The sequence below is a fragment of the Streptomyces parvus genome, assembly GCF_014648875.1.
In the GTDB taxonomy this organism is placed as follows: domain Bacteria; phylum Actinomycetota; class Actinomycetes; order Streptomycetales; family Streptomycetaceae; genus Streptomyces; species Streptomyces parvus.
In genome coordinates, this window is record NZ_BMRY01000001.1 from 406,518 (window position 1) to 432,054 (window position 25,537).

A 25,537-nucleotide genomic window follows, 5' to 3' on the forward strand; every position below is an offset into this window, starting at 1 on the left:
CCTACTCCCCCTGGGTGGATCGGGTGTACGGAGGTGGGGCGGCGTTCATCGGCCGGGGTTCACCGGCCGAGCGCAGTGGCCAGTTCGCCCCACAGGTGGGCGGTCGTCTCCACGCCCTTGAGCAGCAGGTCCAGCTCGACCTTCTCGTCCGGGGCGTGCCAGCCGTCGGAGGGTACGGAGATGCCGAGGAAGAGGACGGGGGCGCCGAGCACGTCCCTGAGGTCGGCGGCCGGGCCCGAGCCTCCTTCGCGGGTGAAGAGGATCTTCTTCCCGAAGGCCCGGCCCATCGCGCGGGCCACGGCCTGGAGGGCGGGGTGGTCCAGCGGGGTGAGGCAGGGGCGGGTGGCGGGCTGGAAGGCGATGGTGTGCCGGATGCCCGCCGGGATGCGGGACTCCACCCAGGCGCGGACCGTCTTCCGTACGTCATCGGGGTCCTGGCCGTCGACCAGCCGGAAGCTGATCTTCACCAGGGCGGAGGAGGGGATGATCGTCTTGCTTCCGGCGCCCTGGTAGCCGCCGCCGATGCCGTTGACCTCGGCGGTGGGGCGGGCCCAGACGCGCTCCAGCGTGGAGTACCCGGCCTCGCCGGACGCGGCGCCCGACTTGGCGGTGCGCAGCCAGGTGGCCTCGTCGAAGGGCAGCTCCGCGAACAGCGCCCGCTCGGTGTCGGTGAGGTCGGTGACCCCGTCGTAGAAGCCGGGGATCGCGACCTTGCCGTCCTCGTCGTGGAGGGCGGCGACCAGCCGGGCGATCTCGGTGGCCGGGTTGGGGACGGCTCCGCCGAACGATCCGGAGTGGATGTCCTGGGCGGGCCCGTACAGCTGGATCTCGCACTCGGCGAGGCCGCGCATGCCGGTGCAGACGGTCGGGGTGTCCTCGTCCCACATGCCGGTGTCCGAGACGATCACGGCGTCGGCGGCGAGCCGGTCGGCGTGCTGCTCGGCCAGGGCGCGGAAGTTCGGGGAACCGGACTCCTCCTCGCCCTCGATGAGCAGCTTGAGGTTGACGGCGGGGGTGGTGCGGCCGGTCGCGGCGAGGTGGGCGCGGACGCCCAGGGTGTGGAAGAACACCTGGCCCTTGTCGTCGGCCGCGCCGCGCCCGTACATCCGGCCCTCCCGGATCACCGGCTCGAACGGGTCGGTCGCCCAGCCGTCCTCGCGGGCGGCGGGCTGCACGTCGTGGTGGCCGTAGACCAGGACGGTCGGGGCGGCGGGGTCGTCGCTCGGCCACTCGGCGAAGACCGCCGGGGCGCCGGGGGTCTCCCAGATCTCGGCGACCGGGAAGCCGGTCTCCTTGAGCTTGGCGCTCAGCCACTCGGCGCTGCGCCGCACGTCCCCGGCGTGCTCCGGCTGCGCGGACACGGAGGGGATGCGCAGCCACTCGGCGAGGTCGTCGAGGAAGGCGGCGCGGTGCTGTTCGGTGTACGTACGGACGGCGCTGTCCGGGGTCTCGCTCATGCTCTTGAGCCTATCCGCCATCGGGGTCCGGCTCGTCCAGCAGGATCCGCTCGAGATCGGCCCGGCCGGGCAGCCCTTGCGGATGGACGGTCTCGCCCGTACGTACGTAGAGGAAGGTGGCGGTGACCGCGTCGAGCGGCAGATCGTGCAGCTCGGCCCAGGCGAGGCGGTAGACGGCGAGCTGGAGGGGGTCGGCGGTGCGGTGGCGGGTGGTCTTCCAGTCGACGATCTCGTAAGTGTCGCCGGTGCGGTAGACGGCGTCGATCCGGCCCCGGATCACCCGGCCCGCCAGGGTGATCTGGAAGGGGGTCTCCACGCGGTACGGCGTGCGCCGGGCGTACGCGGTGCGCTCGAACGCCTCCTTCAACTCGGCGAGGTCCCGCTCGTCGGCGATCTCGGCGTCGCTCTCGTCGCCGCCGGGCAGTTCGTCGGGGCCGAGCATGGGCAGCGTCAGCTCCTCGTACCGGGACTCCACCCAGGCATGGAACCGGGTGCCCCGGCGGGCGGCGGGCTGCGGCGGGCTGGGCATGGGGCGGGCCAGCTCCTGGGCGAAGGCGTCGGGGTCCTCGGCCAGTCGCAGCAGCTGGGTGGCGGAGAGAGCGGCGGGGATGACGACCTCGCGCACGGTGGCGCGGGCACGGCGCAGCTCTCCGGCGAGGGAGTCCAGGTCCCGGTCCCAGGAGGCGAGGGTGCGGGCCTCCTCGGGGGTGAGCCGGTCGGCCGGGCCGGTGGTTTCCGGGGCGTGGCGGGCCGCCGGGTCCTCCTGCGGGTGGCGGGCCGCCGGGATGTGCGGGGCCGGCTCGGTGTGCGGGGCCGGCTCGGAGGCTGTGTCCGGTGCGACCTCGGCATGCGGGGCCGGCTCACGGGGCGTGTCCGCCGGGTCCGGTGCGGCCTCGGTGTGCGGTGCTGCCTCCGGCCCCGGTGCCCGTTCCCGTACGGGCACCGGGGCCGTGTCCGGAACGGGTTCCGCGGGGCGCTCGGTGGGGAGCGCGTCCCAGTACTCGTCGGCCGGCGGCTCGTCGAGCGGAGGCTCCTCGTCCCAGGGCTCGTGCGCCGGTACCTCGTCGGGGCCGGGCCCGTACGCCGGCTCCGGCTCGTCCCCCTGGACGGCCATGCGCTCCAGGTGGGCCAGGACCGTGTCACGGGCGGCCCGGCGGCGGGCGAGCGCGTCGGCGTCGAGCGGGAGCGGCCAGGCCAGGTCGGCGTCGCGTTCCGCGAGGGCCGGGTTCTCCTCGTCCTCGGCGGGCTCGTCCGCCCAGGCCTCGATCTCGCCGTGACCCGCCGCGCAGTGCTCGTACAGCGCCTCCAGGAAGGCGGACGGGCCGCGCGTCCGCTTCTGGGACGGGCCCCACCAGTGGCCGGAGCCGAGGAGGAGGGAGCGGGGGCGGGTGAAGGTGACGTAGCCGAGGCGCAGTTCCTCCGTGTGCTGGTGCTCCTTCATCTCCTCCTTGAACGCCTTGATCCCCTTGGCGTCGAAGCCGTCGAGGGCCGGGAGCGTGGCCGCGTCGCCGCGCAGGGCGTGCGGGAGCACCTTGGCCTGGGCGGTCCAGGCGTCCCGGGACTGGCCGCTGGGGAACTGGCCGGTGACCAGTCCGGGAACGGCGACGACGTCCCACTCCAGGCCCTTGGACTTGTGGGCGGTGAGGACCTTGACGGTGTTCTCGCCGCCGGGCAGCGCGTTGTCGAGGCCCTTCTCGTACTGCGCGGCGGTCCGCAGGAAGCCGAGGAAGGCGAGCAGCGACGCCTCGCCGTCCAGCGAGGCGAACCGGGCCGCTGTGTCGAGGAAGTTGGCCAGCGTCTCGCGCCGGCGGGCGGCCAGCGCCTGCGGGGACGCGGACAGCTCGACCTCCAGACCGGTGGTGGCCAGGATCCGGTGCAGCACGTCCATCAGGGGGTCCGCGAGCGAGCGGCGCAGGTCGCGCAGCTCGCGGGCGAGCCGGGCGAAGCGGACGCGGGCCTCGGCGGAGAACGGCAGCCCGTCGTCGGCCGCGTCGCCCGCGACCAGGAAGGTGTCCAGGGCGTCCGCGAGCGATATCACCTCGGCCGGGTCCGTGCCCTCGACGGCCTCCGCGAGCCGCCGGTCCACGTCGGCGTCGTCCGCGTGGCCCGCCCGGTGGACGAGAAGGCGCGCGCGGCGGCCGAGGAGCGCGAGGTCGCGGGGGCCGATGCGCCAGCGCGGTCCGGTGAGCAGGCGGACCAGCGAGGCGTTGGCCCCCGGGTCCTGGAGGACCTCGCAGACGGCGACCAGATCCGCCACCTCGGGCAGATGCAGCAGTCCGGCGAGACCGACGACCTCGACCGGGATGTCCCGGGCGACCAGGGCGGCCTGGATCTCGGGGAAGTCCCCGGCGGTGCGGCACAGGACGGCGATCTCGCCGGGCGGGGTGCCGGTGCGCACGAGGTGGGCGAGGGAGTCGGCGAGCCAGTCGATCTCCTCGGTGTGGGTGCTCAGCAGGGCGCAGCGGACCACGCCGTCGCGCTCGGCGCCCGGCGCGGGGCGCAGCGCCTCGACGCCCTCGTGCATCGCGCGCAGCGGTTCGGCGAGGCCGTTGGCGAGCTGGAGGAGGCGGCCGCCGCTGCGCCGGTTCTCGCTGAGGCTGTAGCGGGTGGCGGGGGTGCCGTCGGCGTGCGGGAAGTGCTCGGGGAAGTCGTCGAGGTTGGCGACGGACGCGCCGCGCCAGCCGTAGATCGCCTGGCAGGGGTCGCCCACGGCGGTCACCGCGTGGCCGGTGGGCGACGCGTGGCCGGCCGCCCCCGGCTCCGTACCACCGCTGCCGGTTCCGCCGCTGCCGAACAGCGCCGAGAGCAGCAGTCGCTGGGCCACCGACGTGTCCTGGTACTCGTCGAGGAGGACGACCCGGAACTCATCGCGCAGGATCCCCCCGACCTCCGGCCGGGTCAGGGCCAGCTCGGCGGAGAGGGCGATCTGGTCGCCGAAGTCCAGCAGGTCCCGGCTGCGCTTGGCAGCCCGGTAGCGCTCGGTGAGGCCGAGGAGCGAGCGGCGGGCCTCGGCGGCCTCGGGGATCTTGCGCAGGTCGGCGTTGCTGAGCTTGGCGGCGGCCAGGTCCCGCAGCAGCTCGGTGTCGTACGCCTCCAGCGTCCCGGGCCGTACGAGGTGTTCGGACAGCTCCCCGTCGAGCGCGAGCAGATCGCTGACCAGGGTGGAGAAGGAGCGGGTGAGCGCCGGATACGGGCCCGGGGCCTCGCGCAGCACCTTCGCCGCCAGCTGGTAGCGGGTGGCGTCGGCGAGGAGGCGGGTGGAGGGCTCCAGGCCGATGCGCAGTCCGTGCTCGGTGAGGAGACGGCCGGCGAAGGCGTGGTAGGTGGAGATGGTGGGCTCGCCCGGGGGGTTGTCCGGGTCGATGACGTCGGGATCGGTGACCCCGGCGGCGATCAGGGCCTTGCGGACGCGCTCGGCCAGCTCGCCGGCCGCCTTGTTGGTGAAGGTGAGGCCGAGGACCTGCTCGGGCGCGACCTGCCCGGTGCCCACCAGCCAGACCACGCGGGCGGCCATCACCGTGGTCTTGCCCGACCCGGCTCCGGCCACGATCACCTGCGGGGCGGGCGGCGCGATGATGCAGGCCGTCTGCTCCGGCGTGAACGGAATCCCGAGGAGCTCCTTGAGCTGCTCGGGATCGGTGATGCGTGGGGACACGTGAGAAACGGTAACCGGAGCCGCTGACAACCCGGGCCGATGCCCGCGAAAGGGGCTACTCCACCACCTGCCGTCCCTCCGGCTGTGCGCTGCACGAGGCCCGGAAGGTGCAGTGGGAGCAGTGCGTTCCGGTGGTGGGCGTGAACCGTTCGTCCAGGACCTTCCCGGCGGCGGTGGCGAGCAGGTCGGAGACCCACTCCCCCGCGAGCGGTTCCTGGGCCTGGACCTTGGGGAAGGCCTCGCCGCCCTCCTTCTTGGGGGCGGGCTGCCGGAGCTGGACCAGTTCGGCGCCGCCCGGTTCGGGACGCCCGCCGTCGAAGACCTCGTCGACCGCGCCCTCGCGGACAGCGAGCTGGTAGACGGCGAGCTGGGGGTGGGCGGCGACCTCGTCCTTGGTGGGGGCGCCCTTGCCGGTCTTGAAGTCGACGACGTACGCCCGGCCCTCGGCGTCCTTCTCCACCCGGTCCATGGAACCCCGGATGCGGACGGCGTACTCCCCCGCCTCCAGCGTCACGTCGAAGTCGTGCTCGCTCGCGGTGGGGGTCCGGCCGCCCCGGTCCAGGACGTGCCAGTGCAGGAAGCGTTCCAGGGCGGCGCGGGCCTGGTCCTTCTCCTGCTCGGATTTCCAGGGGGCGTCGAAGGCGAGGCCGTTCCAGACGGAGTCCAGGCGCTCCATCAGGACGTCCAGGTCGGCGGGGGTCCGGCCGGAGGCGACCTCGTCGGCGAGTACGTGGACGACGTTGCCGAACCCCTGGGCGGCGGTGGCCGGGGCGTCGGCCTTCACCTCGCGGCCCAGGAACCACTGGAGGGTGCAGGTGTTGGCGAGCTGGTCCAGGGCCGAAGGAGAAAGGGAGAGGGCCTGGTCGCGGTCGCGCAGCGGGACGGCGGAGCGGGTCGGCTCCTCCAGTCCCCACCAGCGGTACGGGTGGGCCGCGGGCACCAGCGGCTGCCCCTCGTCGTCGGTGAGCGCGGCGAGCCGGGCGAGGCGGTGGGCGGCGGCCTCGCGCAGCGCGTCGGACGCGGCCGGGTCGACGGTGGTGGCGCGCAGTTCGGCGACGAGCGCGGCGACGGCGAGAGGGCGGCGCGGGCGGCCGGTGATGTCGCGGGGTTCGACGCCCAGCTCGGTGAGGAAGCGGGAGGGCTGGTCGCCGTCGTCGGCGGGGGCCTGCACCGCGGTGACGACGAGGCGTTCCCGGGCGCGGGTGGCGGCGACGTAGAAGAGCCGGCGCTCCTCGGCGAGGAGAGCGCCGGGCGTGAGGGGTTCGGCGAGCCCGTCGCGGCCGATCCGGTCCGCCTCCAGGAGGGAGCCCCGGCGGCGCAGATCGGGCCAGAGCCCTTCCTGGACCCCGGCGACGACGACGAGCCGCCACTCCAGGCCCTTGGAGCGGTGGGCGGTCATCAGGCGTACGGCGTCGGGGCGGGCGGTCCGCCGGGAGAGGGTGTCGGCGGCGATGTCCTGGGCGTCCACCTCTTCCAGGAAGTTGAGGGCCCCGCGCCCGCCGGTGCGTTCCTCGGCGCGGGCTGCCGTGTCGAACAGGGCGCACACCGCGTCGAGGTCGCGGTCGGCGTTGCGGCCGCCCGCCCCGCCGCGCAGCGCGGCCCGTTCCAGCCTGCCGGGCCAGGGCGTGCCGTTCCACAGGGTCCACAGGGCCTCCTCGGCGGTGCCGCCGCCTTCGAGGAGCTCGCGGGCCTTGCGCAGGAGCGCGCCGAGGCGCTGCGCGCCGTGGGCGTACGCCGGGTCGTGTGTGACGAGGCGTTCGGGCTCGGCGAGGGCGCGGGCCAGCAGCTCGTCGGAGGGGGCGGGGACCCGGATCCCGGCGGCGCGCTCCTCGTCTCGCAGGGCCCGGCCGAGGCGGCGCAGATCGGCGGCGTCCATGGAGCCGAGCGGGGAGGTGAGGAGGGTGAGGGCGGTCTCGGTGTCGAGCCAGGAGGGCGCTCCGGCCTCCCCGGGATCTCCCTCGGTGAGGTCGGTGAGGTCGGTGAGGTCGGGGTGGTCGGGGTGGTCGGGGAGGTTGGAAGGGCCGGAAGGGCCGGAAGGGCGTTGCAGCGCTGCCGTCGCCACCGCCCGCAGGGCCGTCAGCAGCGGCGCGACGGCCGGTTCATGCCGCAGCGGGAGGTCGTCGCCGTCGACCTCCAGGGGGACGCCGGCGGAGGTGAGGGCGCGGCGGACGGCGGGCAGTGAGCGGCCTCCGGCCCGTACCAGCACGGCCATCTCCTGCCACGGAACCCCGTCCTCCAGGTGGGCGCGGCGCAGCAGGTCCGCGATGTTGTCCAGCTCCGTGGACGCGGTCGGGTAGGTGTACGTCTCGACGCGGCCGCCGTCCCGGACGGCGTGCAGCTCGCGGTGGGCGCGGACCGTGTCGGCGGGCAGCCGGGTCAGCGGCATCCGGCGGGTGAGCAGCCGGGTCGCCGCGAGCAGTCCGGCCCCGGAGCGGCGGGAGGTGGTGAGGACGCCCACGGGCGCGGGGCTCCCGTCCGCCCGGCGGAAGGTGTCCGGGAAGTCGAGGATGCCGTTCACGTCGGCGCCCCGGAACGTGTAGATCGACTGGTCCGGGTCGCCGAAGGCGATCAGCGTCCGCCCGGCGCGCGCCCCCTCGCCCCGCCGACCCTCTCCGCGCGCCCCCTCGCCCCGCCGACCCTCTCCGCGCGCCCCCTCGCCCCGCCGACCCTCTCCGCGCGTCTCCTCGCCCCGCCGGCCCTCTCTGCTCGCCTCCTCGACGTACCCCCGGGCGTACTCCGGCACGCGCCCCCGGTTCCCCGCCAGTGCGTGCAGCAGGCGCACCTGGGCGGGGTCGGTGTCCTGGTACTCGTCGACGTACACCGCGTCGTACCGGCCGGCCAGCTCCGCCGCGACCTCGGGGCGCTCGGCGAGCAGGACCGCGCGGTGCACCAGCTCGGCGTAGTCCAGGACGCCCTGGGCGTCGAGGATGTCGAGGTACTCGGCGAGGAACTGGGCCGCCGCCCCCCAGTCCGGGCGGCCGGTGCGGCGGGCGAAGTCGGCCAGCGCGTCCGGCCCGAGGCCCAGCTCACGGCTGCGGGCCAGCACGGCGCGCACCTCGTCGGCGAAGCCGCGGGTGGTGAGGCAGGCGCGCAGCTCGTCCGGCCAGCGGACCTGGGCCAGGCCCTCCTTCTCCAGGTCGACCTGGCCCGCGAGCAGCTCGCGGACGGTGACGTCCTGCTCGGGCCCGGACAGCAGGCGCAGCGGATCGGCGAACAGGTCGGCGTCCTGGTGGGCCCGGACCAGGGCGTAGCAGTACGAGTGGAACGTGGTGGCCTGCGGGCCCCGGGCCGCCCCGAGGCGGGCCGCCATCCGGTCGCGCAGTTCGACGGCGGCCTTGCGGCTGAAGGTGAGGACGAGGATGCGGGCGGGGTCGCCGCCCCGGTTCACCCGGGCGGCGACGGATTCGACGAGGGTGGTGGTCTTGCCGGTGCCCGGTCCGGCGAGGACGAGCAACGGGCCGCCGGGGTGATCAACCACCGCGCGCTGGCCTGCGTCCAGGAGGGGGGGATCCACGGAACCCGGCGGAGTGCGCACCAGGCGGTACGCACCCGTGGTCCGCGGCCGTGACTCACGGCGCGGACTGTGCCGGGTGGAGGAGGAACTCACGTGGATCGCCGGTCCTGGTGGGTGTACAGGTGATGAGGAACAGGTTCGGGGCAGTCGGGGGCAGCCCGAGGAGAGAGGGGCGGAGCGTGCCGCGCGAAGACGACGCTACGCCAGCGACGGCGCGGGAGGCAGCGGCTGTGCTGCGTCCCTCGTCACGTGCGCGGCCGCGTCGGGCCGCTCCTGCCGGGGGCGCATGGCGGAAGCTGTCAGGTGTGAGCTTCCTCGCCCGGACCGCCTTCGCCCCCCGGACCGCCCGGGCCGTCGCCGCCTCTCGCGTCGCCGCCCGGACCGCCGCTGCCTCTCGCGTCGCCGCCCGGGTGCACCCCGCCGTCCCAGCGGGCGTGCCGCATGTCGATGCGCGGGATGTGCCCCTCCGCATGGCGGGACGCCTCGCGCAGCGGCGTGGACTCCGCGCGGTAGTGCTCCAGCGCCCGCAGCTCGTGGGCGGGGAGCAGCGTCCCGTCGGCCCGGACGACCCGCCACCACGGCACGGCCGACCCGTACAGCGCCATGACCCGGCCGACCTGACGGGGGCCTCCCTCGCCCAGCCACTCCGCGACGTCGCCGTACGTCATCACCCGGCCGGGCGGGATCAGCTCGGCCACATCGAGGACGCGCTCCGCGTACTCCGGCAGCTCCGCGTACTCCGGCGGTCCGGCGCCGGTCGGGGCGGTGCCGGAGCCGCCCCCGTCCGTCTGGTCCTGGGTCATCCGCACCATCCTGCCGTACGCCACCGACAGCCCGGCCGGAACGGTGTCCGTCCGCGTACACAGCGTGCACGCGGGGGCAAAGGAGCGTATGTTGCGCTTCCCGCGCCCGTGCGATGCACCCTGATGCCCCCCTCTGTCTACGGGCCGTGCCACCATCATGCGGGCGGTGACCGGTGATACGAGAACACGAAGACGAACCAGAGGCGACGAAGGAGCAGGGCGTGCAGCCACCGAAGGCGGCGGACGCCTCCGATGCCGGGGAGCGCCCGCAGGGTGCTCCCGAGTCCTCCGCGTCGCCCGGTTCCTCCGGCACCGCCGCCGGTCCGTCCCGTGCCGACGGCCCCACGGCTTCCGCCACCGGACACCTGGCCGGCTCGACTCTCGCCTCCGCCGAGGCCGCGCTGTCCGACCGTGTCTCCGGCGACGAGCCGCTGCTCCCCGCCCGGGTGCACCGCCCCTCGGATCTGATGCGGCTGCTCATCGGCGTCGCCGCGATCGGCGTGCTGTTCGCGATCGCCGCGTTCGCCCAGGGCACCACCACCGGTCTTGAGGACGACATCTCCAAGGGCACCGAGCAGGCGCCCGATCTGCTGATCAAGCTCGCCGGTCTGGTGTCCAGCATCGCCGTGCTGCTGGTCCCGGTCGCCTTCGCCATCGAACGCCTGATCAAACGCGACGGGCTGCGCATCGCGGACGGGGTGCTCGCCGCCGTGCTCGCCCACGGGGTGACGCTCGCCACGGACCTCTGGGTCTCGCGGACCGCGCCCGGCACCATCCAGGACGCGCTGACCCAGCCGCAGACGGCGGGCGGTCTGACCGACCCGGTGCACGGCTATCTCGCGCCGGTCATCGCGTACATGACGGCGGTCGGGATGGCCCGGCGGCCGCGCTGGCGCGTGGTGCTGTGGGTGGTGCTGCTGCTCGACGCGTTCGCGATGCTGGTCGGCGGGTACACCACCCCGTTCTCGATCATCCTCACCGTGCTGATCGGCTGGACGGTGGCGTACGGGACGCTGTACGCGGTCGGCTCGCCGAACGTCCGCCCCACCGGCCAGCACCTGATGGCGGGTCTGCGGCATGTGGGCTTCCGCCCGGTCGCGGCGATGCGCACCGAGGACACCCCGGACAAGGACGGCACCGACCAGGGAGACCGGGGGCGGCGCTACCTGGTCACGCTGGAGGACGGTCCGCCGCTGGACGTCACCGTCGTCGACCGGGAACAGCAGGCCCAGGGGTTCTTCTACCGGGCCTGGCGGCGGATCACGCTGCGGACGCTCACCCAGCGGCGCTCGATCCAGTCGTTGCGCCAGGCGCTGGAGCAGGAGGCGCTGCTCGCGTACGCGGCCATCGCCGCCGGGGCGAACGCGCCCAAGCTGATCGCCACCTCGGAGCTGGGCCCCGACGCGGTGATGCTGGTCTACGAGCACATCGGCGGCCGGTCGCTGGACCAGATGGAGGACGAGGAGATCACCGACGACCTGGTGCGCAGCGCCTGGCGTCAGGTGAAGGCCCTCCAGTCGCGGCGGATCGCGCACCGCAGGCTGACCGGCGACGCGCTCCTGGTGGATCGTTCCGGCAGGGCGTTCGTGACGGATCTGCGCGGCGGCGAGATCGCGGCGGGCGATCTGGTGCTGCGGATGGACGTGGCCCAGCTGCTGACCACGCTGGGGCTGCGGGTGGGTGCCGAGCGGTCGGTGGCCGGGGCGCTGGCCGTGCTCGGCCCGGACGCGGTGGCGGACTGTCTGCCGCTGCTCCAGCCGATCGCGCTGAGCCGCTCCACGCGGGCGACGCTGCGCCGGATCGCCCGCGAGCGTTCGCAGCGCGAGCGGGAGGCGGTGGTGGAGGCCTCGCAGGCGGCCAAGCAGGCGAGGGCGGAGCAGGCGGGCACCGAGCAGGCGGCGGTCGGCCCCGCGACCGGATCCGCGTCCGGGTCCGCGGCGGAGTCCAAGGCCGGGTCCAAGGCCGGCTCCAAGGCGGAGTCCAAGGCCGAGCGGAAATCGCTGCGCACCGAGAAGCAGGCCGAGAAGCGCGCCATCGACGATGCGCTGGAGGAGGCCCGCGAGGAGGATCTGCTCGCCCAGATCCGCCGTCAGGTGCTGCTGATCCGCCCGCAGGCCCCGGTCGAACCGGTCCGTCTGGAGCGAATCAAGCCGCGCACCCTCTTCAGCTTCATCGCCGGGGCCATCGCCGCGTACTTCCTGATCTCCCAGGTCACCCAGGCCGACTTCGGCACGGTCGTGGAGCAGGCGGAGTGGGGCTGGGTGGCGGCGGCCCTCGGCTTCTCGGCGCTGAGCTATGTGGCGGCGGCGATGAGCCTGCTGGGCTTCGTGCCCGAGCGGGTGTCGTTCCTGAAGACCGTGCAGGCGCAGGTGGCCGGCTCGTTCGTGAAGATCGTGGCGCCCGCGGCGGTCGGCGGCGTGGCGCTGAACACCCGCTTCCTCCAGCGGGCCGGGGTGCGCCCCGGTCTCGCGGTGGCGAGCGTCGGGGCGTCGCAGCTCTTCGGGCTCGGCGCCCACATCATGCTGCTGGCGCTGTTCGGCTATCTCACGGGTACGGAGAAGACTCCGGACTCGCTGACCCCGTCCCGGACGGTGATCGCGGGTCTGCTGACGGTCGCGGTGCTGGTGCTGGTGGTGACGGCGATCCCGTTCCTGCGGAAGTTCGTGGTGACCCGGGTGCGCTCGCTGTTCGCCGGGGTCGTGCCGCGCATGCTGGACGTGGTGCAGCGGCCGCAGAAGCTGCTCACCGGCATCGGCGGCATGCTGCTGCTGACCGGCCTGTTCGTGCTCTGCCTGGACGCCTCGATCCGCGCGTTCAGCGGCCCGGACGTCCCCCAGCTGAGCTACGCGAGCATCGCGGTGGTCTTCCTCGCCGGGAACGCGCTCGGCTCGGCCGCCCCGACGCCGGGCGGTATGGGCGCGGTCGAGGGGGCCCTGACGCTGGGCCTGATCGCGGTCGGGCTGCCGAAGGAGGTCGCGGCGCCCGCGGTGCTGCTGTACCGCGTGATGACGCTGTGGCTGCCGGTGCTGCCGGGGTGGATCGCCTTCAACCAGCTGACCCGCAAGGGCGAGCTGTAACGGGTGGCCCGGGCGGCGGGCCGCCCGGGGCGGGGGCAGACCCGCACGGGCCGCGCCCGGTCACCCGCCGCCAGCCGTACCGGCCCGGCCCCGCCGCCACCCGCATGGACCGCGCCCGGCCGCGCTCCCCGGCGGCCCGCCGCACGATGGGGGCATGAGGACTTCCCCCGCTCTGCGTGCCGCCGCCCTCGCCGCCACCGCCACCGTGCTGCTGCCGCTGGCGGCCTGTTCGGACGACGGCGACGGGGGCGGGTCCTCGACGCCGACCGGGGCCTCGACCGCTTCGCCGACCGCCACCGCCGAGGACCTGTCCTCGCAGAAGCTGGAGTGGTCCCCCTGTCCGCCGCCGAACACGGCTCAGGGCGGCGGCGAGTCACCGTCCCCCCTGCCCGGCGGTGTGGTGTGGGAGTGCTCCTTCATGGACGTACCCCTCGACTACGCAAAGCCGGACGGCCGCACGATCGAACTGGCGCTGGTGCGGGCCAAGGCCAAGGACCAGCAGCGGCGGATCGGCTCGCTGGTGTTCAACTTCGGCGGGCCCGGCGCGTCCGGCGTCGCGACGCTGCCCGCGTTCGGCACCGAGTACGACCGGCTCCGCACCCGGTACGACCTGGTGAGCTTCGACCCGCGCGGGGTCGGCCGCAGCGAGGGCGTCCAGTGCGCGGACGACGCCCAGCTGGACGCCTTCTACCAGGAGGACTCCACCCCGGACGACGCGGCCGAGGAGAAACAGTTCGTGCAGGGACAGAAGGACTTCATCGCGGACTGCGAGGAGAACTCGGGCCCCGAACTCCCCTTCGTGGGCACGACGAACGCCGCCCGCGACATGGACCTGATGCGTACGGTGCTGGGCGACGACCAGCTGCACTACTTCGGTATCTCGTACGGCACCGAGCTGGGCGGTGTGTACGCACACCTCTTCCCGGACAAGGTCGGCCGGGCGGTCTTCGACGCGGTGGTCGACCCCACGAAGAACGCCGAGCAGTCCTCCCTCGGCCAGGCCGAGGGGTTCCAGCTCGCCCTGGACAACTTCACGAAGGACTGTGCGGAGCGCGACGACTGCGCCCTGCCCGGGGCCACCCCGCAGGAGGTCGAACAGGGCATCGCCGATCTCCTGGGCGAGCTGGAGGAGGAGCCCATCGACGGGCTCGGCGACCGGACGCTGACCCAGACGCTGGCCACCACCGGTATCGCGTCCGCCCTCTACTCCCAGGAGACCTGGCCGCTGCTGGAACAGGGCCTCGACGAGGCGGGCGGCGGGAACGGCGGGCTGCTGCTCGCCCTGGCCGACTCGCTCAACGGCCGCTCGGAGGACGGGCAGTACGACAACTCCAACGCCGCGAACATCGCCATCAACTGCGCCGACAGCAAGCAGCGGTTCACCCTGGAGCAGACGAAGGCGGCACTCCCCGCGTTCCGCAAGGCTTCCCCGCTGTTCGGCGAGTATCTGGGTTGGGGGCTGATGAGCTGCACCGGCTGGCCGGTGGCGGGCGCCTGGGAGACCCCGGACGTCAGCGCCCCCGGCGCCGCGCCGATCCTGGTCATCGGCAACACCGGTGACCCGGCCACCCCGTACGCGGGCGCGAAGGCGATGGTGCAGCAGCTCGGCAAGGGCGTCGGCGTGGAGCTGACGTACAAGGGCGAGGGGCACGGGGCGTACAACAGCAAGGACGCGTGTGTGCAACGGGCCGTGGACGGCTACCTGTTGAACGGTCGGGTCCCGAAGTCCGGCACGGTCTGCGGCTGACGCTCCTCCCCCGACTCCCTTGCGGCACAAGGTGGTTAGCATGACCGCACATCCCCTGAGGGAGGGCAGCCGGACCATGCGTACGCACCGCCGTACCCGCCAGGCCACCACAAGGACGGGAGCGGCGCTCCTGACAGCCGTACTCCTCGCCGGTTGCGGTCTGTTGAGCAGCGAGCCGGAGCCCTCCGGGACCGGGGACAACCGTCCCGCCGACGCCGCGACACCCGCTCCCCCGGCCCTCCAGGACTCCTCCGGGACTCCGCGCCTCCCCGCCGCTCTCACCTCCCAGCGCCTCGACTGGAAGCGCTGCACGACCCCGCACGGCGGCAACGCCCCGGGCACGGAGTGGCGTTGCGCGCGTGTGGACGTACCGCTGGACTACGCGGAGCCGGCCGGGGAGACGCTCTCCATCGCGCTGATCCGCAAGGAGGCCCGCGACCGGGGCCGGCGCATCGGCTCGCTGCTGTTCAACTTCGGCGGCCCGGGCGGATCCGGCGTCGCCACGCTCCCGCGCGCCGCCGGACAGTACGGGACGCTCAACTCCCGTTACGACCTGGTGAGTTTCGATCCGCGCGGGGTCGCCGCCAGCTCCGGGGTGCGCTGCCGCTCCGACAAGGAGCAGGAACAGGCCCACCGCACCGTCGACCTGACCCCCGACACGGCGGCGGAGGAGAGGGCGTTCATCGCGGACGCCGCGGACTTCGGCGCGGGCTGCGAGCGCCGCTCGGGCGAGGTCCTGCCGCACGTCGGTACGTCGAACGCGGCCCGCGACCTGGACCTGATCCGCCAGGTCCTGGGCGACGACAAGCTGGCCTACTTCGGCTTCTCGTACGGTACGGAGCTGGGCGGGACGTACGCGCACCTCTTCCCGCACCACGTGGGGCGCACCGTGCTGGACGCGGTCGTCGACCCGACGGCCGACTCCGTCGGGCACGCCCGCAACCAGACCAGAGGCTTCCAGCGCGCCCTGGAGAACTACCTGAAGGACCGCGGCCAGGACCCGCGCACGGGCTCCGAGCGCATCGCCCGGCTGCTGGCCCGGATCGACCGGAGCCCCCTGCCGACCGGCTCGGGCCGGGAGCTGACCGAGTCGCTCGCCATCACCGGCATCGTCACCCCGCTGTACTCCCAGTCGTCCTGGCCCGAGCTGACGGCAGCGCTCGACGAGGCGGAGAACAACGGCACGGGCGATGAACTGCTCCGGCTCGCCGACTCGTACAACGGCCGTGACGCGCAGGGCCGTTACGACACCCAGAGCCACTCCCAGCGGGCGATCTCCTGCGCCGACTCGGCCTCCCGGCCCACCCTGGACGAGGCTCGTGCGCTGGTGCCGGAGTTCCGCCGGCTGTCACCGGTCTTCGGGCCGTTCCTGGCCTGGGACACCGCGGGCTGGTGTGCCGAATGGCCGGTCGACGGGGAGCACGAGACGCCTCGGACCAGTGCGCCGGGCGCGGGCCCGATCCTGGTCGTCGGGACCACCGGCGACCCGGCGACCCCGTACGAGGGGGCGCGGCGGATGGCGGACGAGCTGGGTAGGGGCGTCGGCGTCCTGGTCACCAACGAGGGCGAGGGGCACGGGGCGTACGGCTCCAACGACTGCGTGACGTCGACGATCGACGACTACTTCCTGGCCGGGAAGGTCCCGGCGGACGGGAAGACCTGCGGATAGCCCCCGTCACGGAGCAACGGAGAGGGGCCGGTCCGCGCTGTGCGGACCGGCCCCTCGAACGTCATGCGGGTACTAGTACACCGGCTTCTCGGGCTCGATCTGGTTGACCCAGCCGATCACGCCGCCGCCCACGTGCACCGCGTCGGCGAAGCCCGCGGACTTGAGGACCGCGAGAACCTCGGCGCTGCGGACACCGGTCTTGCAGTGCAGGACGATGCGCTTGTCCTGCGGGAGGTCCTGGAGGGCGGTGCCCATGAGGAACTCGTTCTTCGGGATCAGCTTCGCGCCGGGAATCGAGACGATCTCGTACTCGTTCTTCTCGCGGACGTCGATGATCTCGATCTTCTCGTCGCCGTCGATCCACTCCTTGAGCTGCTTGGGAGTGATCGTCGCGCCGAGCGCCGCCTCCTGCGCCTCCTCGGACACGACGCCGCAGAAGGCCTCGTAGTCGATGAGCTCGGTGACGGTGGGGTTCTCGCCGCAGACCGCGCAGTCGGGGTCCTTGCGGACCTTGACCTGGCGGTACTGCATCTCCAGGGCGTCGTAGATCATCAGCCGGCCGACCAGCGGGTCGCCGACCCCGGCGAGCAGCTTGATGGCCTCGGTGACCTGGATGGAGCCGACGGACGCGCAGAGCACGCCCAGCACGCCGCCCTCGGCGCAGGAGGGGACCATGCCCGGCGGCGGGGGCTCCGGGTAGAGGCAGCGGTAGCAGGGGCCGTGCTCGGACCAGAACACGGAGGCCTGGCCGTCGAAGCGGTAGATCGAGCCCCACACGTACGGCTTGTTCAGCAGCACCGCGGCGTCGTTGACGAGATAGCGGGTGGCGAAGTTGTCCGTGCCGTCCACGATCAGGTCGTACTGCGCGAAGATCTCCATCACGTTCTCGGCTTCGAGCCGCTCTTCGTGAAGGACCACGTTGACGTACGGGTTGATGCCCAGCACCGAGTCCTTGGCGGACTCGGCCTTGGAGCGGCCGATGTCGGACTGGCTGTGGATGATCTGGCGCTGCAGGTTCGACTCGTCGACCTCGTCGAACTCCACGATGCCGAGCGTGCCGACACCGGCCGCCGCGAGATACATCAGGGCCGGCGAGCCGAGGCCGCCGGCGCCGACACACAGCACCTTGGCGTTCTTCAGGCGCTTCTGTCCGTCCATCCCGACATCCGGGATGATCAGGTGGCGGGAGTACCTGCGGACCTCGTCGACGGTGAGCTCAGCAGCTGGCTCGACCAGGGGTGGCAGCGACACAGGAACCTCAACAATGCAGGTGGTCGGATTCTACGTAGACCGGCTTCTTACGGTCGACTACGTACGGTTGTTCTCCTCGTAACACTGCCACGCCCCTCCTCATTCCGAGATACCGGGTCCGATCCGCGAGACGATTTCGTCCCAGTAACTGGGCAGCGCCGCGAATGGATCGCTTTGTCCGTTCTGACTGTCCCGTTCGTTCCGGTCGGTGAAGAAGATCGTCCCGGCGCCCTGCCAGCGGGCGACGCGCATGGCCTCCTCCAGGTGGGTGCGCGGGACCCCGTGGACGAAGTGGGCGAACCGCTCCGGCGGGTAGTCGGCCGTCCACTCGGCCACCTGGGACCAGCGGTAGTCGGTCCAGGGGCCCTGGAAGGTGACCAGCTGGTCGGCGGCCTCCGCGTACCCGGGGTACGGGTGGGTGCCGTGGCCCAGCACCAGGCGGCCCCCGCCGTCCGCGCTGTCGCTCTCCGTCAGCAGGGCGTGCAGGGTGCCGGTGAGCCGCCGGACGGCGGGCAGCCGGTCGCGGCCGGCGGGGCAGCGGGCGAGGTAGAAGCCGCCGATGCGGTACCAGTCGATGAAGGACCGGGCGTCCGCGATCAGTTCGTCGAAGGGCCGTTCGCCGTGGGCCAGGTCGAGGTGGCCCAGCAGCCTGCCGCCGGAGGCCCGGACGGTGTCGTTCGGGCTCTCGCCGTGCAGGGCGCGTTCGCGGGCGTTGTGCAGCCGGCCCGCCGCCTCCAGGCAGTGCGGGTCGGGCCGGGAGCCGGGGCCGTTCGCGATGTTGAGGACGGCCCAGTGCAGCGGGGTGCCGGGGCGGGCCAGCTCGGCCCATTCGGCGGGGGCGAGCAGCGGGTGGGCGTACCCGGGGACGCCGAAGCCGAGCTGTTCGCCGCCCGCGGTCCGGCGGGCGTCGGCGGGCGCGGTCAGATACGGCACGCCGCCTCCATCCAGATGTCCGCGAGGGACTCCTCCAGGTTGATCCGGGGCCGCCAGCCGAGCCGGTCCCGCGCGGTGCGGACGTCGGCCTGCTGCCAGGCGCCGCAGCCGTCCGGATACGGGGACGGGGTGGCGGAGAGGTGTTCCATGACCGACTCGGCGGAGGTGCGCGGGGCCCCGATGGGCAGCCGCTGAGGGGGTGAGTCCAGCTCGTGGAGCGCGCCCGCGTACCCGGCGACGCGGGCGAGCACGGCGGCAGCGTCACGGAGCCGGACGGCGCGCCCGGTGCCGATGTTGACGACGCCCTGTGCGGCGGAGAGCGAGGCGGCGTGGACGGCCCGCGCCACGTCCCGTACGTCGACGAAGTCCCGCTGCACACCGAGCCCGCTGAGCTTCAGTTCGCCGTCGCCCGCCTGCATGGCCCGGCGCATCGCCTCGGCGAGCCGGCCGAGCGGGGAGCCCGCCGGGGTGCCGGGCCCGACCGGCGAGAAGACCCGCAGGACGACGGCGTCGAGACCGGAGCCGAGGACCAGTTCGGTGGCGGCGAGCTTGCTGACCCCGTACGGGCCGCCGGGGCGCGGGACCGCGTCCTCGGCGGTGGAGGAACCGGGCTGCGAGGGCCCGTACTCCGAGGCGCAGCCGACCTGGACGAGCCGGGCCCCGCAGCCGCTGCGGCGCAGCGCCTCGCAGACGGTGGCGACGGCGACGGTGTTGTGCCGGGTGAGGTCGCGGGCGTTGCCGCGGGTGGCGCCCGCGCAGTTGACGACGACCCCGGGGTGGACGGCGTCCAGGAAGCGGGTGAGGGCCCCGGGGCTGCCGCCCGCGAGGTCGAACCGGACGTCGGCGTCGTCGCCGCGCCCGAGGGCCGTGAGGTGAACGGCGGGGTCGGCGAGGAGACGGTCGGCGACGAAGCGGCCGAGGAATCCGTTGGCTCCGAGCAGCAGCACCCTCATCGCGCACCGCCTCGGTGCCGACGGCTCACTGCCGGTGCGGGGGATTGGGGGGTCATGGCGGGTTTCTCCTAGGTCAGTCAGTCGGTCGTACGGTGTCGGGACGGGCCCGCGGCGTCGGCTCCGCGGGAAGTGATGCGGGGTGGTACGTGAGTGGTGCCTGGGTGGTACGCCGGTGGGGCGCGAGGTGGTGGTACGTCGGTGGGGTGGCCGGGGCCTCGGGCCCTCAGGCCCGGGTGTGGGCGGAGGCCCGGGAGAGCGCGAGGGCGGCGTGCAGGAGCAGCCCGAGCGCGGCCCCGCCGCAAGCGAGGGCGGATACGGCTCCCGTCCCGCCTGCCGAGACGAGCGTGTCCACAGGCTGGGCGAGAGGTTCGAGGCCGGGGAGCCGGGCGGCGAGGACGAGGGCGGGTGCGCCGGCCTCCACGGCGCACGCTCCCGCCAGCGCGACGGTGCCCGGCTCGGGCAGTCCGTGTGCGGCGAGCAGCCGGGCCACGAAGAACAGCACCCCGAGGGCGACGGCCGCGACAGGTACGCCGCCCCCGCCGAGGCCGAGGTCGGCCAGGTACAGCAGGGGCAGCAGCGCACCGAGGAAGAGGCAGACGGCCGTCAGGAGCAGGGGGCGCACGCCCGCGCCGAACTCCTCCAGGGCACGGCTGCCGGACAGTTTGCGGTGGGCGCGGACGGTGAAGAGGTGCGCGCACCAGGCGGCCGGGGCGACGGCGGCGGCGAGGCCGAGCAGCGGGGCGGCGTCACCGTCCCACGGGCCGTCCGGGCCGCCGGTCATGACCTGGGCGAGCAGTTCCTCGCCGTACACCGTGTAGCTGAGCAGCCAGCAGGCGTACATCCCGGCGCGGCCCGCTCCTTCGGGGGCGCGCAGAGGGCCTCGGCCCAGGCACGCCCGGAGCGCCAGGCAGGCGAGCAGCCCGCCGACGAGGGTGACGAGGGCCCGCGCCCCGTCGCCGAGGAGGCCCTCGGTGACCCGGAGCACCCCGGCGGTCGCCAGGCAGGCGGCACCGGGCAGCAGGGCGAGGAGCGTCCAGGCGGCCCGCGCCTCGGTGTCGGGACCGGGGCCGGGCGGCCCGCCGGTGGCGGAGTCGTGGGCTCGGGGCGGCATGCGGGCGTACAGCTCCTCGGCGAGGGCGAAGACGTCCCGGTGGCGGTAGCGGGCGGCGGTGCGGTCGGTGAGTCCGTGGGCTTCCAGACCGGCGGCGATCTCCAGCGGGTCCACGGCTCGTTCGCACAGGCCGCGGTGGTCGTGCAGCAGGGTCTTGACCGGGTCGGCCGGCCCCCGCCGGGCGGTGGCGCCCGGCGCCCGGGGGGCCGAGGCGCGGAGCGGGATCTCCGCGGGGCGTTCCGGGGCGGCAGCGGGGGTCGTCGCCGGGTCGTCCGGACGGGTCATCGGGCGGTCTCCGTGATCGTGAAGCGTCGGGTCGTGGGGGGCCGGGCCTGGGAATGCCGGTCCGCGGCGGGCCGGGGCGACGAGAGCCGCCGAGCAGCGGGCCGGGGCACCGGGAGGCGGGGCGTCGAGGGCCGGGTGGTCACGCATCTCCGTCCCCCGCCGGTCCTGCCGCGACCGCGCAGACGCCCTCGGGCTCCGGCTCCCGCGCGTGCTCCGGCTCGGGCTCGCCGGGCCGGTCCGGCAGCCGGGCCCCTGAAGCGGCGGCCCGACCGGGGACGGCGGCAGCACCCTCCGGGTCCTCCGGCGGCCGGAGATGCGATGCGGGCTGGGTCCAGTGGCCGAGGAGGCGGGCCTCCGGCGGGGTGGCGAAGGGCAGCGGGTCGCCGTGGGCGTCCACCGTGTCGGCCTCCCGGCGCACCGGGGTGTGCGACATCAGCTCTAGGTAAATGCCGCGAAATGCCGCGAGGTTCTGTTCGACGGTGAAGAGTTCGAGCGCGCGGGCCCGGGCGGCGGCGCCCAGCCGGGCCCGGCGCTCGGGGTCGCGCAGCAGCGCGACGCAGGCGTCCGCGACCGCCTTGGGGTTGCGCGGGGGCACCACCAGACCGGTGCCGCCGATGACTTCGACGACCGCGCCCACGTCGGTGGAGACGGTGGCCCGGCCGCAGAACATGGCTTCGACGAGGCTGACCGGGAAGCCCTCGACGGTGCTGGAGAGGACGACCACGCCGCCCGCCCCGTACGCCTCGGCGAGATCGGGGATCTCGGGGCCGCCGATCTCCTCGAAGGTGACCGGGCTGTGGCCTTCGGTGTGGGCGCCGGTGGCCTCGTCCGGGAAGAGCTGGGCGGCCAGGGCCGTGCAGTGCGCGAGGTAGGCGGTGGCCTCGTCGCCCTCCGCCGGGGCGCCGAAGATCCGCAGCCGGGCGGCGGGCCGGGCGCGGCGGACCTCGGCGAAGGCGTGGAGGAGGGCCATCAGGTCCTTGGCGGGCTCGATCCGGCCGACCCAGACCAGCGTGTCGGGGCCTGCCGCCTCGACGGCCTCGCCCGCCGCGCCGAGCCGTTCGGCGTCCTCCCCGACCGGGCCGAAGCGCTCGGCGGCCATGCCCGGGTAGACCGTGCGCTGCTTGGCGGGGTCGGCTCCGCAGCGCTGCTGCCAGCGGCGGACGTGGGTGTTGCCGGGGGTGACGAGCGCGGCCTGCCGGTAGATCTCGGTGGCGAGGCGGCCGTGGAACGCCGCGAGGAGGGCACGCACGGGGGCTCCGTACGGCGTGCCGGACGCGGAGGCCAGGTAGTGCGCGCGCAGCGGGACGCCGTGCTCGGTGACCAGCAGCGGCACCCCGAAGAAGCGTTTGGCCAGGAGTCCCGGGAGGGCGGCCGCCCCGCCGGAGGCCGCATGGCAGAGGTCGACGGCGCCGAGGCTCTCCTGGTCGTACCAGTCGAGCGAGAGCGGGCGCAGCGCGCGTTCCAGCTCGGCGGCGAAGGCGAGGAGGTCGGGGACGCCGGCGCTCTGCACGGTCCGGCCGGTGCCGTGGGCGCGGGAGGCCGCCTCCAGGATCCGCACGGTGGTCTCGGAGCGCAGGGCGAGGTGGAGTCCGCCGCGATCGCGGGCCAGCTCTGCCAGTCCGTGGAGCCCGGCGCCGAAAAGCTCGGTGCCCGGTCCCTCGCCCGGTGCCGTACCGGCCGGGTCGGGAGTGCAGACCGCCGTGGCGAGTGCGGTGAAGTGCTCGGTGAAGCGCTTGCGCTCGCGCCGTCCGTAGGACCGCTCGCCGCCGGTCACCAGCCTGGCCAGCAGGCCGCGTTCGCCGCTGCCGCGCAGGGTGCCGTCCTCGGGGGCCCACAGCGGTGCGGTACGCACCCGGCTGACCTGGTACGGAAGTTGGACCCAGCCCTGGGCCTCCTGATGGGCGGAGCGACTCAGCGCGAACAGGTCGAACTCGTGCTGCGGCAGTCCGCGCACCAGTCGGTCGCACCAGAGTCTGGACTCACCGGTCGCATACGGATAACCACCGTCGGTGAGCAGTCCGATCCGCACGAGTACACCCCCGATCTCCCTTGTGGGCGGCCGCCGTTGAACCGGCGACTCACAGCGGGACGACCGTAAGCGGATACGCCGGTGGCGCGACGGACGGTTGTCCGTCGCGCCACCGAAAGGGGTGAACCGTCGTAACTTTCCCGCCCCGGTCGCGTTCCGTCGCGATACGACGGTCGGTTGTCACGGAGCGTCAGGCCCGGGCCAGCTCCTGCGGATTGTCAGGCCCGGGGAATCAACCCTCGGGGTGCACCCAGGGGTTGGGCTTGCACTTGATGCCTTCGAGTTCGAGCGTCTTGGTCTGCTGCTGCATGACCGGGGCCAGGGCGCCGGGCGTGCGGCAGTTCACGTGGTTGTACCCGAGCCGGTGGCCGACCTCGTGGTTGATGAGCATCTGCCGGTAGGGCAGCAGCTTGTCCGGGCCGAAGGTGGCGGCGCCCTGCGCCCAGCGATAGGCGTTGATCATGATGCGGTCGGTCGACGCGGAGTCGCAGGAGACGTTGTCGATCGTGGTGTCCAGACCGGACTTGGCACACCAGTCGCCGGTGGTCCCGGGGCTGGCGAGAGTGATCACGAAGTCCGGCTGCCCCGACGAGATGCGCTCGAAGGTCATCGCTCCGTTGTGCGCCCAGCTCCGGTCGTCGTTGAGCGTCTTCTGCACGGCTTCGGCGAACAGACCGGCGTCGAGGCCCAGCCCCTTCTCCACGTCGATGCGGTAGCGGTGCTTCTGCCCCTTGCCGGGGGCCTCCGCCAGACCGGGCACCGCCTCGAACTCGCCGGTCGCCCTGAGGTCGGCGGCGAGCGGATACGGCTGCGCCATTTTGGCCGCGTACGAGAGGGGCTTGACCTCGGGCTTCGGCGCGGCCCGCTCCGGGGTCGGGCGGGCGTCGGAGCGGGAGGCCTCGCCGTCGAGGCCCTGCCGCTCCACCTCGGCGGCGCGCGCCTCGGCGGCACGGTCACCGGAGTCCTCGGCGACCTGTCCGGCCACCACGACCGCGAGCACGGTGGTCACCGCCGCGGCGGCGATCCCGGTGAACGTCCGCCCCCTGGAGACCCGGGGCGCGGTCCGTTCGTCGGGCTCCGCGGCCTCGGCGTCGTCCGGGCCTTCCGGGACCCCGGAGGGCGACGGCGCGGCCGGACCGGCCCCCGGGGCCTCGGCGTCGAAGGCGTCGACGAACTCCTGGCGCGGGCCCGGCACCGGGGGTCCACCGGGCTGCTGCTGTGCCGCCCGGCCGTCCGCGGCGCGCTGGGCCGCCCGCTGGGCGGAGACCTGGCGCGCCACGGCCTGCTGCCGGGCGGCGGTGTCCTGGGATCCGAGGGGCCCGGTGGACCCGCCGGAATACGGCCGGGCGTCGCCGGGACGGCCGTCCGGGCCGGGGTGCAGGTGGGGCGCCTGCGGATGAGGGGCACCGTGAGGTGCGGGGGCGCCGGGCCCCTGTCCGTAACGGGGCTGCGGTCCGGTGCTCCAGGTGCCGCCCCAGCCGCCGCCCTGCTCGCGCTGTTCGGGGTGGCCGCCGCGCACCTGCGGGGCGTCGGGGGAGAACGGTGTCCGTCCGTCACCGCTCAGCGGGGAGAAGAGGTTGCGCCCGTCCGCGGTCGGTGCGGGTGCGGTCCGCCTGCGGCGGCCGGTTCCGGACTCGGGACGCGCCGCAGCACGCTCACCACCCGGCTCCGCCGCTGTCGCGTCCGGGCGGATCGCCCCGGAGCCCTTTCGACTGTGTCGTCCCACGCCCCGGATCAGCTCCCGCCGCTATCGTCCAGCAGTTCCCGGAACGCCTGGGCGACCGCCTCCGGGTACTCCATCATCGCCACGTGCCCCGCGTCGGGCAGGGTCAGCAGCCGGGCGTCGCGGAAGGCCGCGGACGCCTTGCGTGCCATCCGGTACGAGACGAGCTGGTCCCGTCCGCCGTACACGAGCTGGGTCGGTGCGAGCACCCGCTCGGCCTGGCGCCACAGTCCGTGCTGGCCGCCCAGGGTGTACGCGTCGACGATGCCCCGGGCCGAACGCGTCATCGCGTCCCAGAAGTACGGCAGCTCCAGCCGGCGCTCCATCTCGGCCACCGCATGACGGAAGGCTTCCTCGGAGACCCGTGCCGGATCGCCGTAACAGAGTGCCATGACTCCACGCGTCCGCTGCTCCGCCGTCCAGTCCGTCGTGAGCCGGGCGAACAGGGAAGCGACCCCCGGCAGCGCCAGCAGACCGGTCGGGACGGCCGACCGCTGCACCCGCCACTCCGGCAGGGCGGGCGAGATCAGGGTGAGGGTGCGCACCAGGTCGGGGCGGACGGCGGCGACCCGGGTGGCGACCGCGCCGCCCAGCGAATTGCCGAAGAGATGGACGGGGCCCCGCTCCTCCGCGTCCAGCAGCCGGATCACCGCACGGGCGTGTCCGGTCACCGAGTAGTTGCCGTCGTCGGGCGGCGGCGAATCCCCGAATCCGGGCAGGTCGAGCGCTTCTCCGTCGACCAGGTCGGACAGCAGCGGCATCAGCGCGGACCAGTTCTGCGACGAGCCGCCGAGCCCGTGCACGTACAGCGCGGGGGGCAGTCCGGTCCGGTCCCCCGGCCGGCAGCGGACGTTCAGACCGATCCCCGGCAGGGACACGGAGCGCAGCCGTTCGCCGTCGGCGACCCGGACGGCACTGACCGTGGGGGCCACCGCGGCGGCGGCCTGGACACCCGGCAGCTCGGTCGAAGACATGCGCCAATGTTACGAGACGATCACGCACTGATTCATGTGTTCGCCGTCACAAGGCCGCATCGCGGGGTGGACGGGTAACTCCTACGCTTCAGGGGGAACGACAGGAAGGGAGCTGCACATGACGGTCGACCCGAGCGACCCGGACACCTTCGAGAGCGCCGAGCCGGACGAGCCCGGGGCGGAAGCCCCGGAGGCGGATGCCGCCGAGCAGCGCGCGGACGTCCGGCCCGAGCACGACGAGCGGGCGGAAGGCGTCGACCTGGCCACCGCCAATGAGGCCGACGTCGCGGAACAGCGCAGGGTGATTCCCCTCGACGAGGACGATTACCGCTGAAACGCCCCGGTTTACTCACGAC

At 74.0% G+C, this 25,537-nt stretch carries 15 protein-coding genes; 4 read left to right on the forward strand and 11 right to left on the reverse strand.

Annotated features, from left to right (window positions below; translation table 11 throughout):
• Positions 1–59 precede the first annotated feature (59 nt).
• The 4 genes from IE140_RS01785 to IE140_RS01800 all read right to left on the reverse strand — a co-directional run bounded on the left by IE140_RS01785 (position 60) and on the right by IE140_RS01800 (position 9,429).
• Complete coding sequence (locus IE140_RS01785; RefSeq protein ID WP_189460003.1) at positions 60–1,457, reverse strand: dipeptidase; 1,398 nt, start codon at positions 1,455–1,457, stop codon at positions 60–62.
• A 10-nt stretch (positions 1,458–1,467) separates the two neighbouring features.
• Complete coding sequence (locus IE140_RS01790; RefSeq protein WP_189460005.1) at positions 1,468–5,112, reverse strand: ATP-dependent DNA helicase; 3,645 nt, start codon at positions 5,110–5,112, stop codon at positions 1,468–1,470.
• Positions 5,113–5,167: 55 nt separating this feature from the next.
• Positions 5,168–8,719 carry an ATP-dependent helicase gene (locus tag IE140_RS01795; protein ID WP_189460007.1) on the reverse strand — a complete coding sequence of 1,184 codons (3,552 nt, stop codon included), beginning with the start codon at positions 8,717–8,719 and terminating at the stop codon, positions 5,168–5,170.
• 206 nt (positions 8,720–8,925) lie between these two features.
• Entirely contained in the window at positions 8,926–9,429 is a 504-nt protein-coding gene (locus IE140_RS01800) for an MGMT family protein (RefSeq protein WP_150196970.1), read from the reverse strand.
• 221 nt (positions 9,430–9,650) lie between these two features.
• On the opposite strand from IE140_RS01800, the gene IE140_RS01805 reads away from it, so the two are divergent.
• The 3 genes from IE140_RS01805 (at position 9,651) to IE140_RS01815 (ending at position 15,922) form a co-directional block, all read left to right on the forward strand.
• Entirely contained in the window at positions 9,651–12,506 is a 2,856-nt protein-coding gene (locus tag IE140_RS01805) for a lysylphosphatidylglycerol synthase transmembrane domain-containing protein (protein WP_150196971.1), read from the forward strand.
• A gap of 154 nt (positions 12,507–12,660) precedes the next feature.
• The gene (locus IE140_RS01810; protein WP_093442913.1) at positions 12,661–14,253 is read left to right on the forward strand and encodes an alpha/beta hydrolase; all 1,593 of its coding nucleotides are present in this window, start codon (positions 12,661–12,663) and stop codon (positions 14,251–14,253) included.
• A 76-nt stretch (positions 14,254–14,329) separates the two neighbouring features.
• Positions 14,330–15,922: an alpha/beta hydrolase gene (locus tag IE140_RS01815; protein WP_150196972.1), complete on the forward strand. Its 1,593-nt coding sequence runs from the start codon at positions 14,330–14,332 to the stop codon at positions 15,920–15,922.
• Between the two features lie 72 nt (positions 15,923–15,994).
• Here IE140_RS01815 and moeZ read toward each other — a convergent pair whose 3' ends face one another.
• The 7 genes from moeZ to IE140_RS01850 form a co-directional block, all read right to left on the reverse strand.
• On the reverse strand, positions 15,995–17,173 hold the full coding sequence (moeZ, locus tag IE140_RS01820) for an adenylyltransferase/sulfurtransferase MoeZ (protein ID WP_032763310.1): 1,179 nt from the start codon (positions 17,171–17,173) through the stop codon (positions 15,995–15,997).
• A gap of 99 nt (positions 17,174–17,272) precedes the next feature.
• Complete coding sequence (locus IE140_RS01825; protein WP_093442917.1) at positions 17,273–18,106, reverse strand: spherulation-specific family 4 protein; 834 nt, start codon at positions 18,104–18,106, stop codon at positions 17,273–17,275.
• Positions 18,094–19,059, reverse strand: coding sequence for an NAD-dependent epimerase/dehydratase family protein (locus IE140_RS01830; RefSeq protein ID WP_006127409.1), 966 nt, complete (start codon positions 19,057–19,059; stop codon positions 18,094–18,096). The genes IE140_RS01825 and IE140_RS01830 overlap by 13 nt, the downstream gene beginning before the upstream one ends.
• Positions 19,060–19,282: 223 nt before the next feature.
• Positions 19,283–20,455 (reverse strand): hypothetical protein, encoded by a 1,173-nt coding sequence (locus IE140_RS01835; RefSeq protein WP_229826664.1) that lies wholly within the window; start codon positions 20,453–20,455, stop codon positions 19,283–19,285.
• A gap of 139 nt (positions 20,456–20,594) precedes the next feature.
• A complete protein-coding gene (locus IE140_RS01840) occupies positions 20,595–22,484 on the reverse strand; it encodes a DUF3492 domain-containing protein (protein ID WP_150197664.1) in 1,890 nt (629 codons plus the stop codon).
• Positions 22,485–22,716: 232 nt separating this feature from the next.
• Entirely contained in the window at positions 22,717–24,210 is a 1,494-nt protein-coding gene (locus IE140_RS01845) for a DUF3152 domain-containing protein (RefSeq protein WP_229826665.1), read from the reverse strand.
• Between the two features lie 8 nt (positions 24,211–24,218).
• Positions 24,219–25,181: an alpha/beta fold hydrolase gene (locus IE140_RS01850; protein WP_150197663.1), complete on the reverse strand. Its 963-nt coding sequence runs from the start codon at positions 25,179–25,181 to the stop codon at positions 24,219–24,221.
• Positions 25,182–25,299: 118 nt separating this feature from the next.
• Here IE140_RS01850 and IE140_RS01855 point away from each other — a divergent pair, with 118 nt between their 5' ends.
• The gene (locus IE140_RS01855; protein ID WP_093442927.1) at positions 25,300–25,515 is read left to right on the forward strand and encodes an Rv3202a family protein; all 216 of its coding nucleotides are present in this window, start codon (positions 25,300–25,302) and stop codon (positions 25,513–25,515) included.
• Positions 25,516–25,537: the final 22 nt, after the last annotated feature.

Excerpts from the sequence above, each read along its gene's own strand:
- IE140_RS01815 (WP_150196972.1), top strand. The coding sequence starts at position 14,330 with ATGCGTACGCACCGCCGTACCCGCCAGGCCACCACAAGGACGGGAGCG.
- IE140_RS01785 (WP_189460003.1), bottom strand. The coding sequence starts at position 1,457 with ATGAGCGAGACCCCGGACAGCGCCGTCCGTACGTACACCGAACAGCAC.
- IE140_RS01810 (WP_093442913.1), top strand. The coding sequence starts at position 12,661 with ATGAGGACTTCCCCCGCTCTGCGTGCCGCCGCCCTCGCCGCCACCGCC.
- IE140_RS01850 (WP_150197663.1), bottom strand. The coding sequence starts at position 25,181 with ATGTCTTCGACCGAGCTGCCGGGTGTCCAGGCCGCCGCCGCGGTGGCC.
- IE140_RS01800 (WP_150196970.1), bottom strand. The coding sequence starts at position 9,429 with ATGACCCAGGACCAGACGGACGGGGGCGGCTCCGGCACCGCCCCGACC.
- IE140_RS01830 (WP_006127409.1), bottom strand. The coding sequence starts at position 19,059 with ATGAGGGTGCTGCTGCTCGGAGCCAACGGATTCCTCGGCCGCTTCGTC.
- IE140_RS01855 (WP_093442927.1), top strand. The coding sequence starts at position 25,300 with ATGACGGTCGACCCGAGCGACCCGGACACCTTCGAGAGCGCCGAGCCG.
- IE140_RS01835 (WP_229826664.1), bottom strand. The coding sequence starts at position 20,455 with ATGACCCGTCCGGACGACCCGGCGACGACCCCCGCTGCCGCCCCGGAA.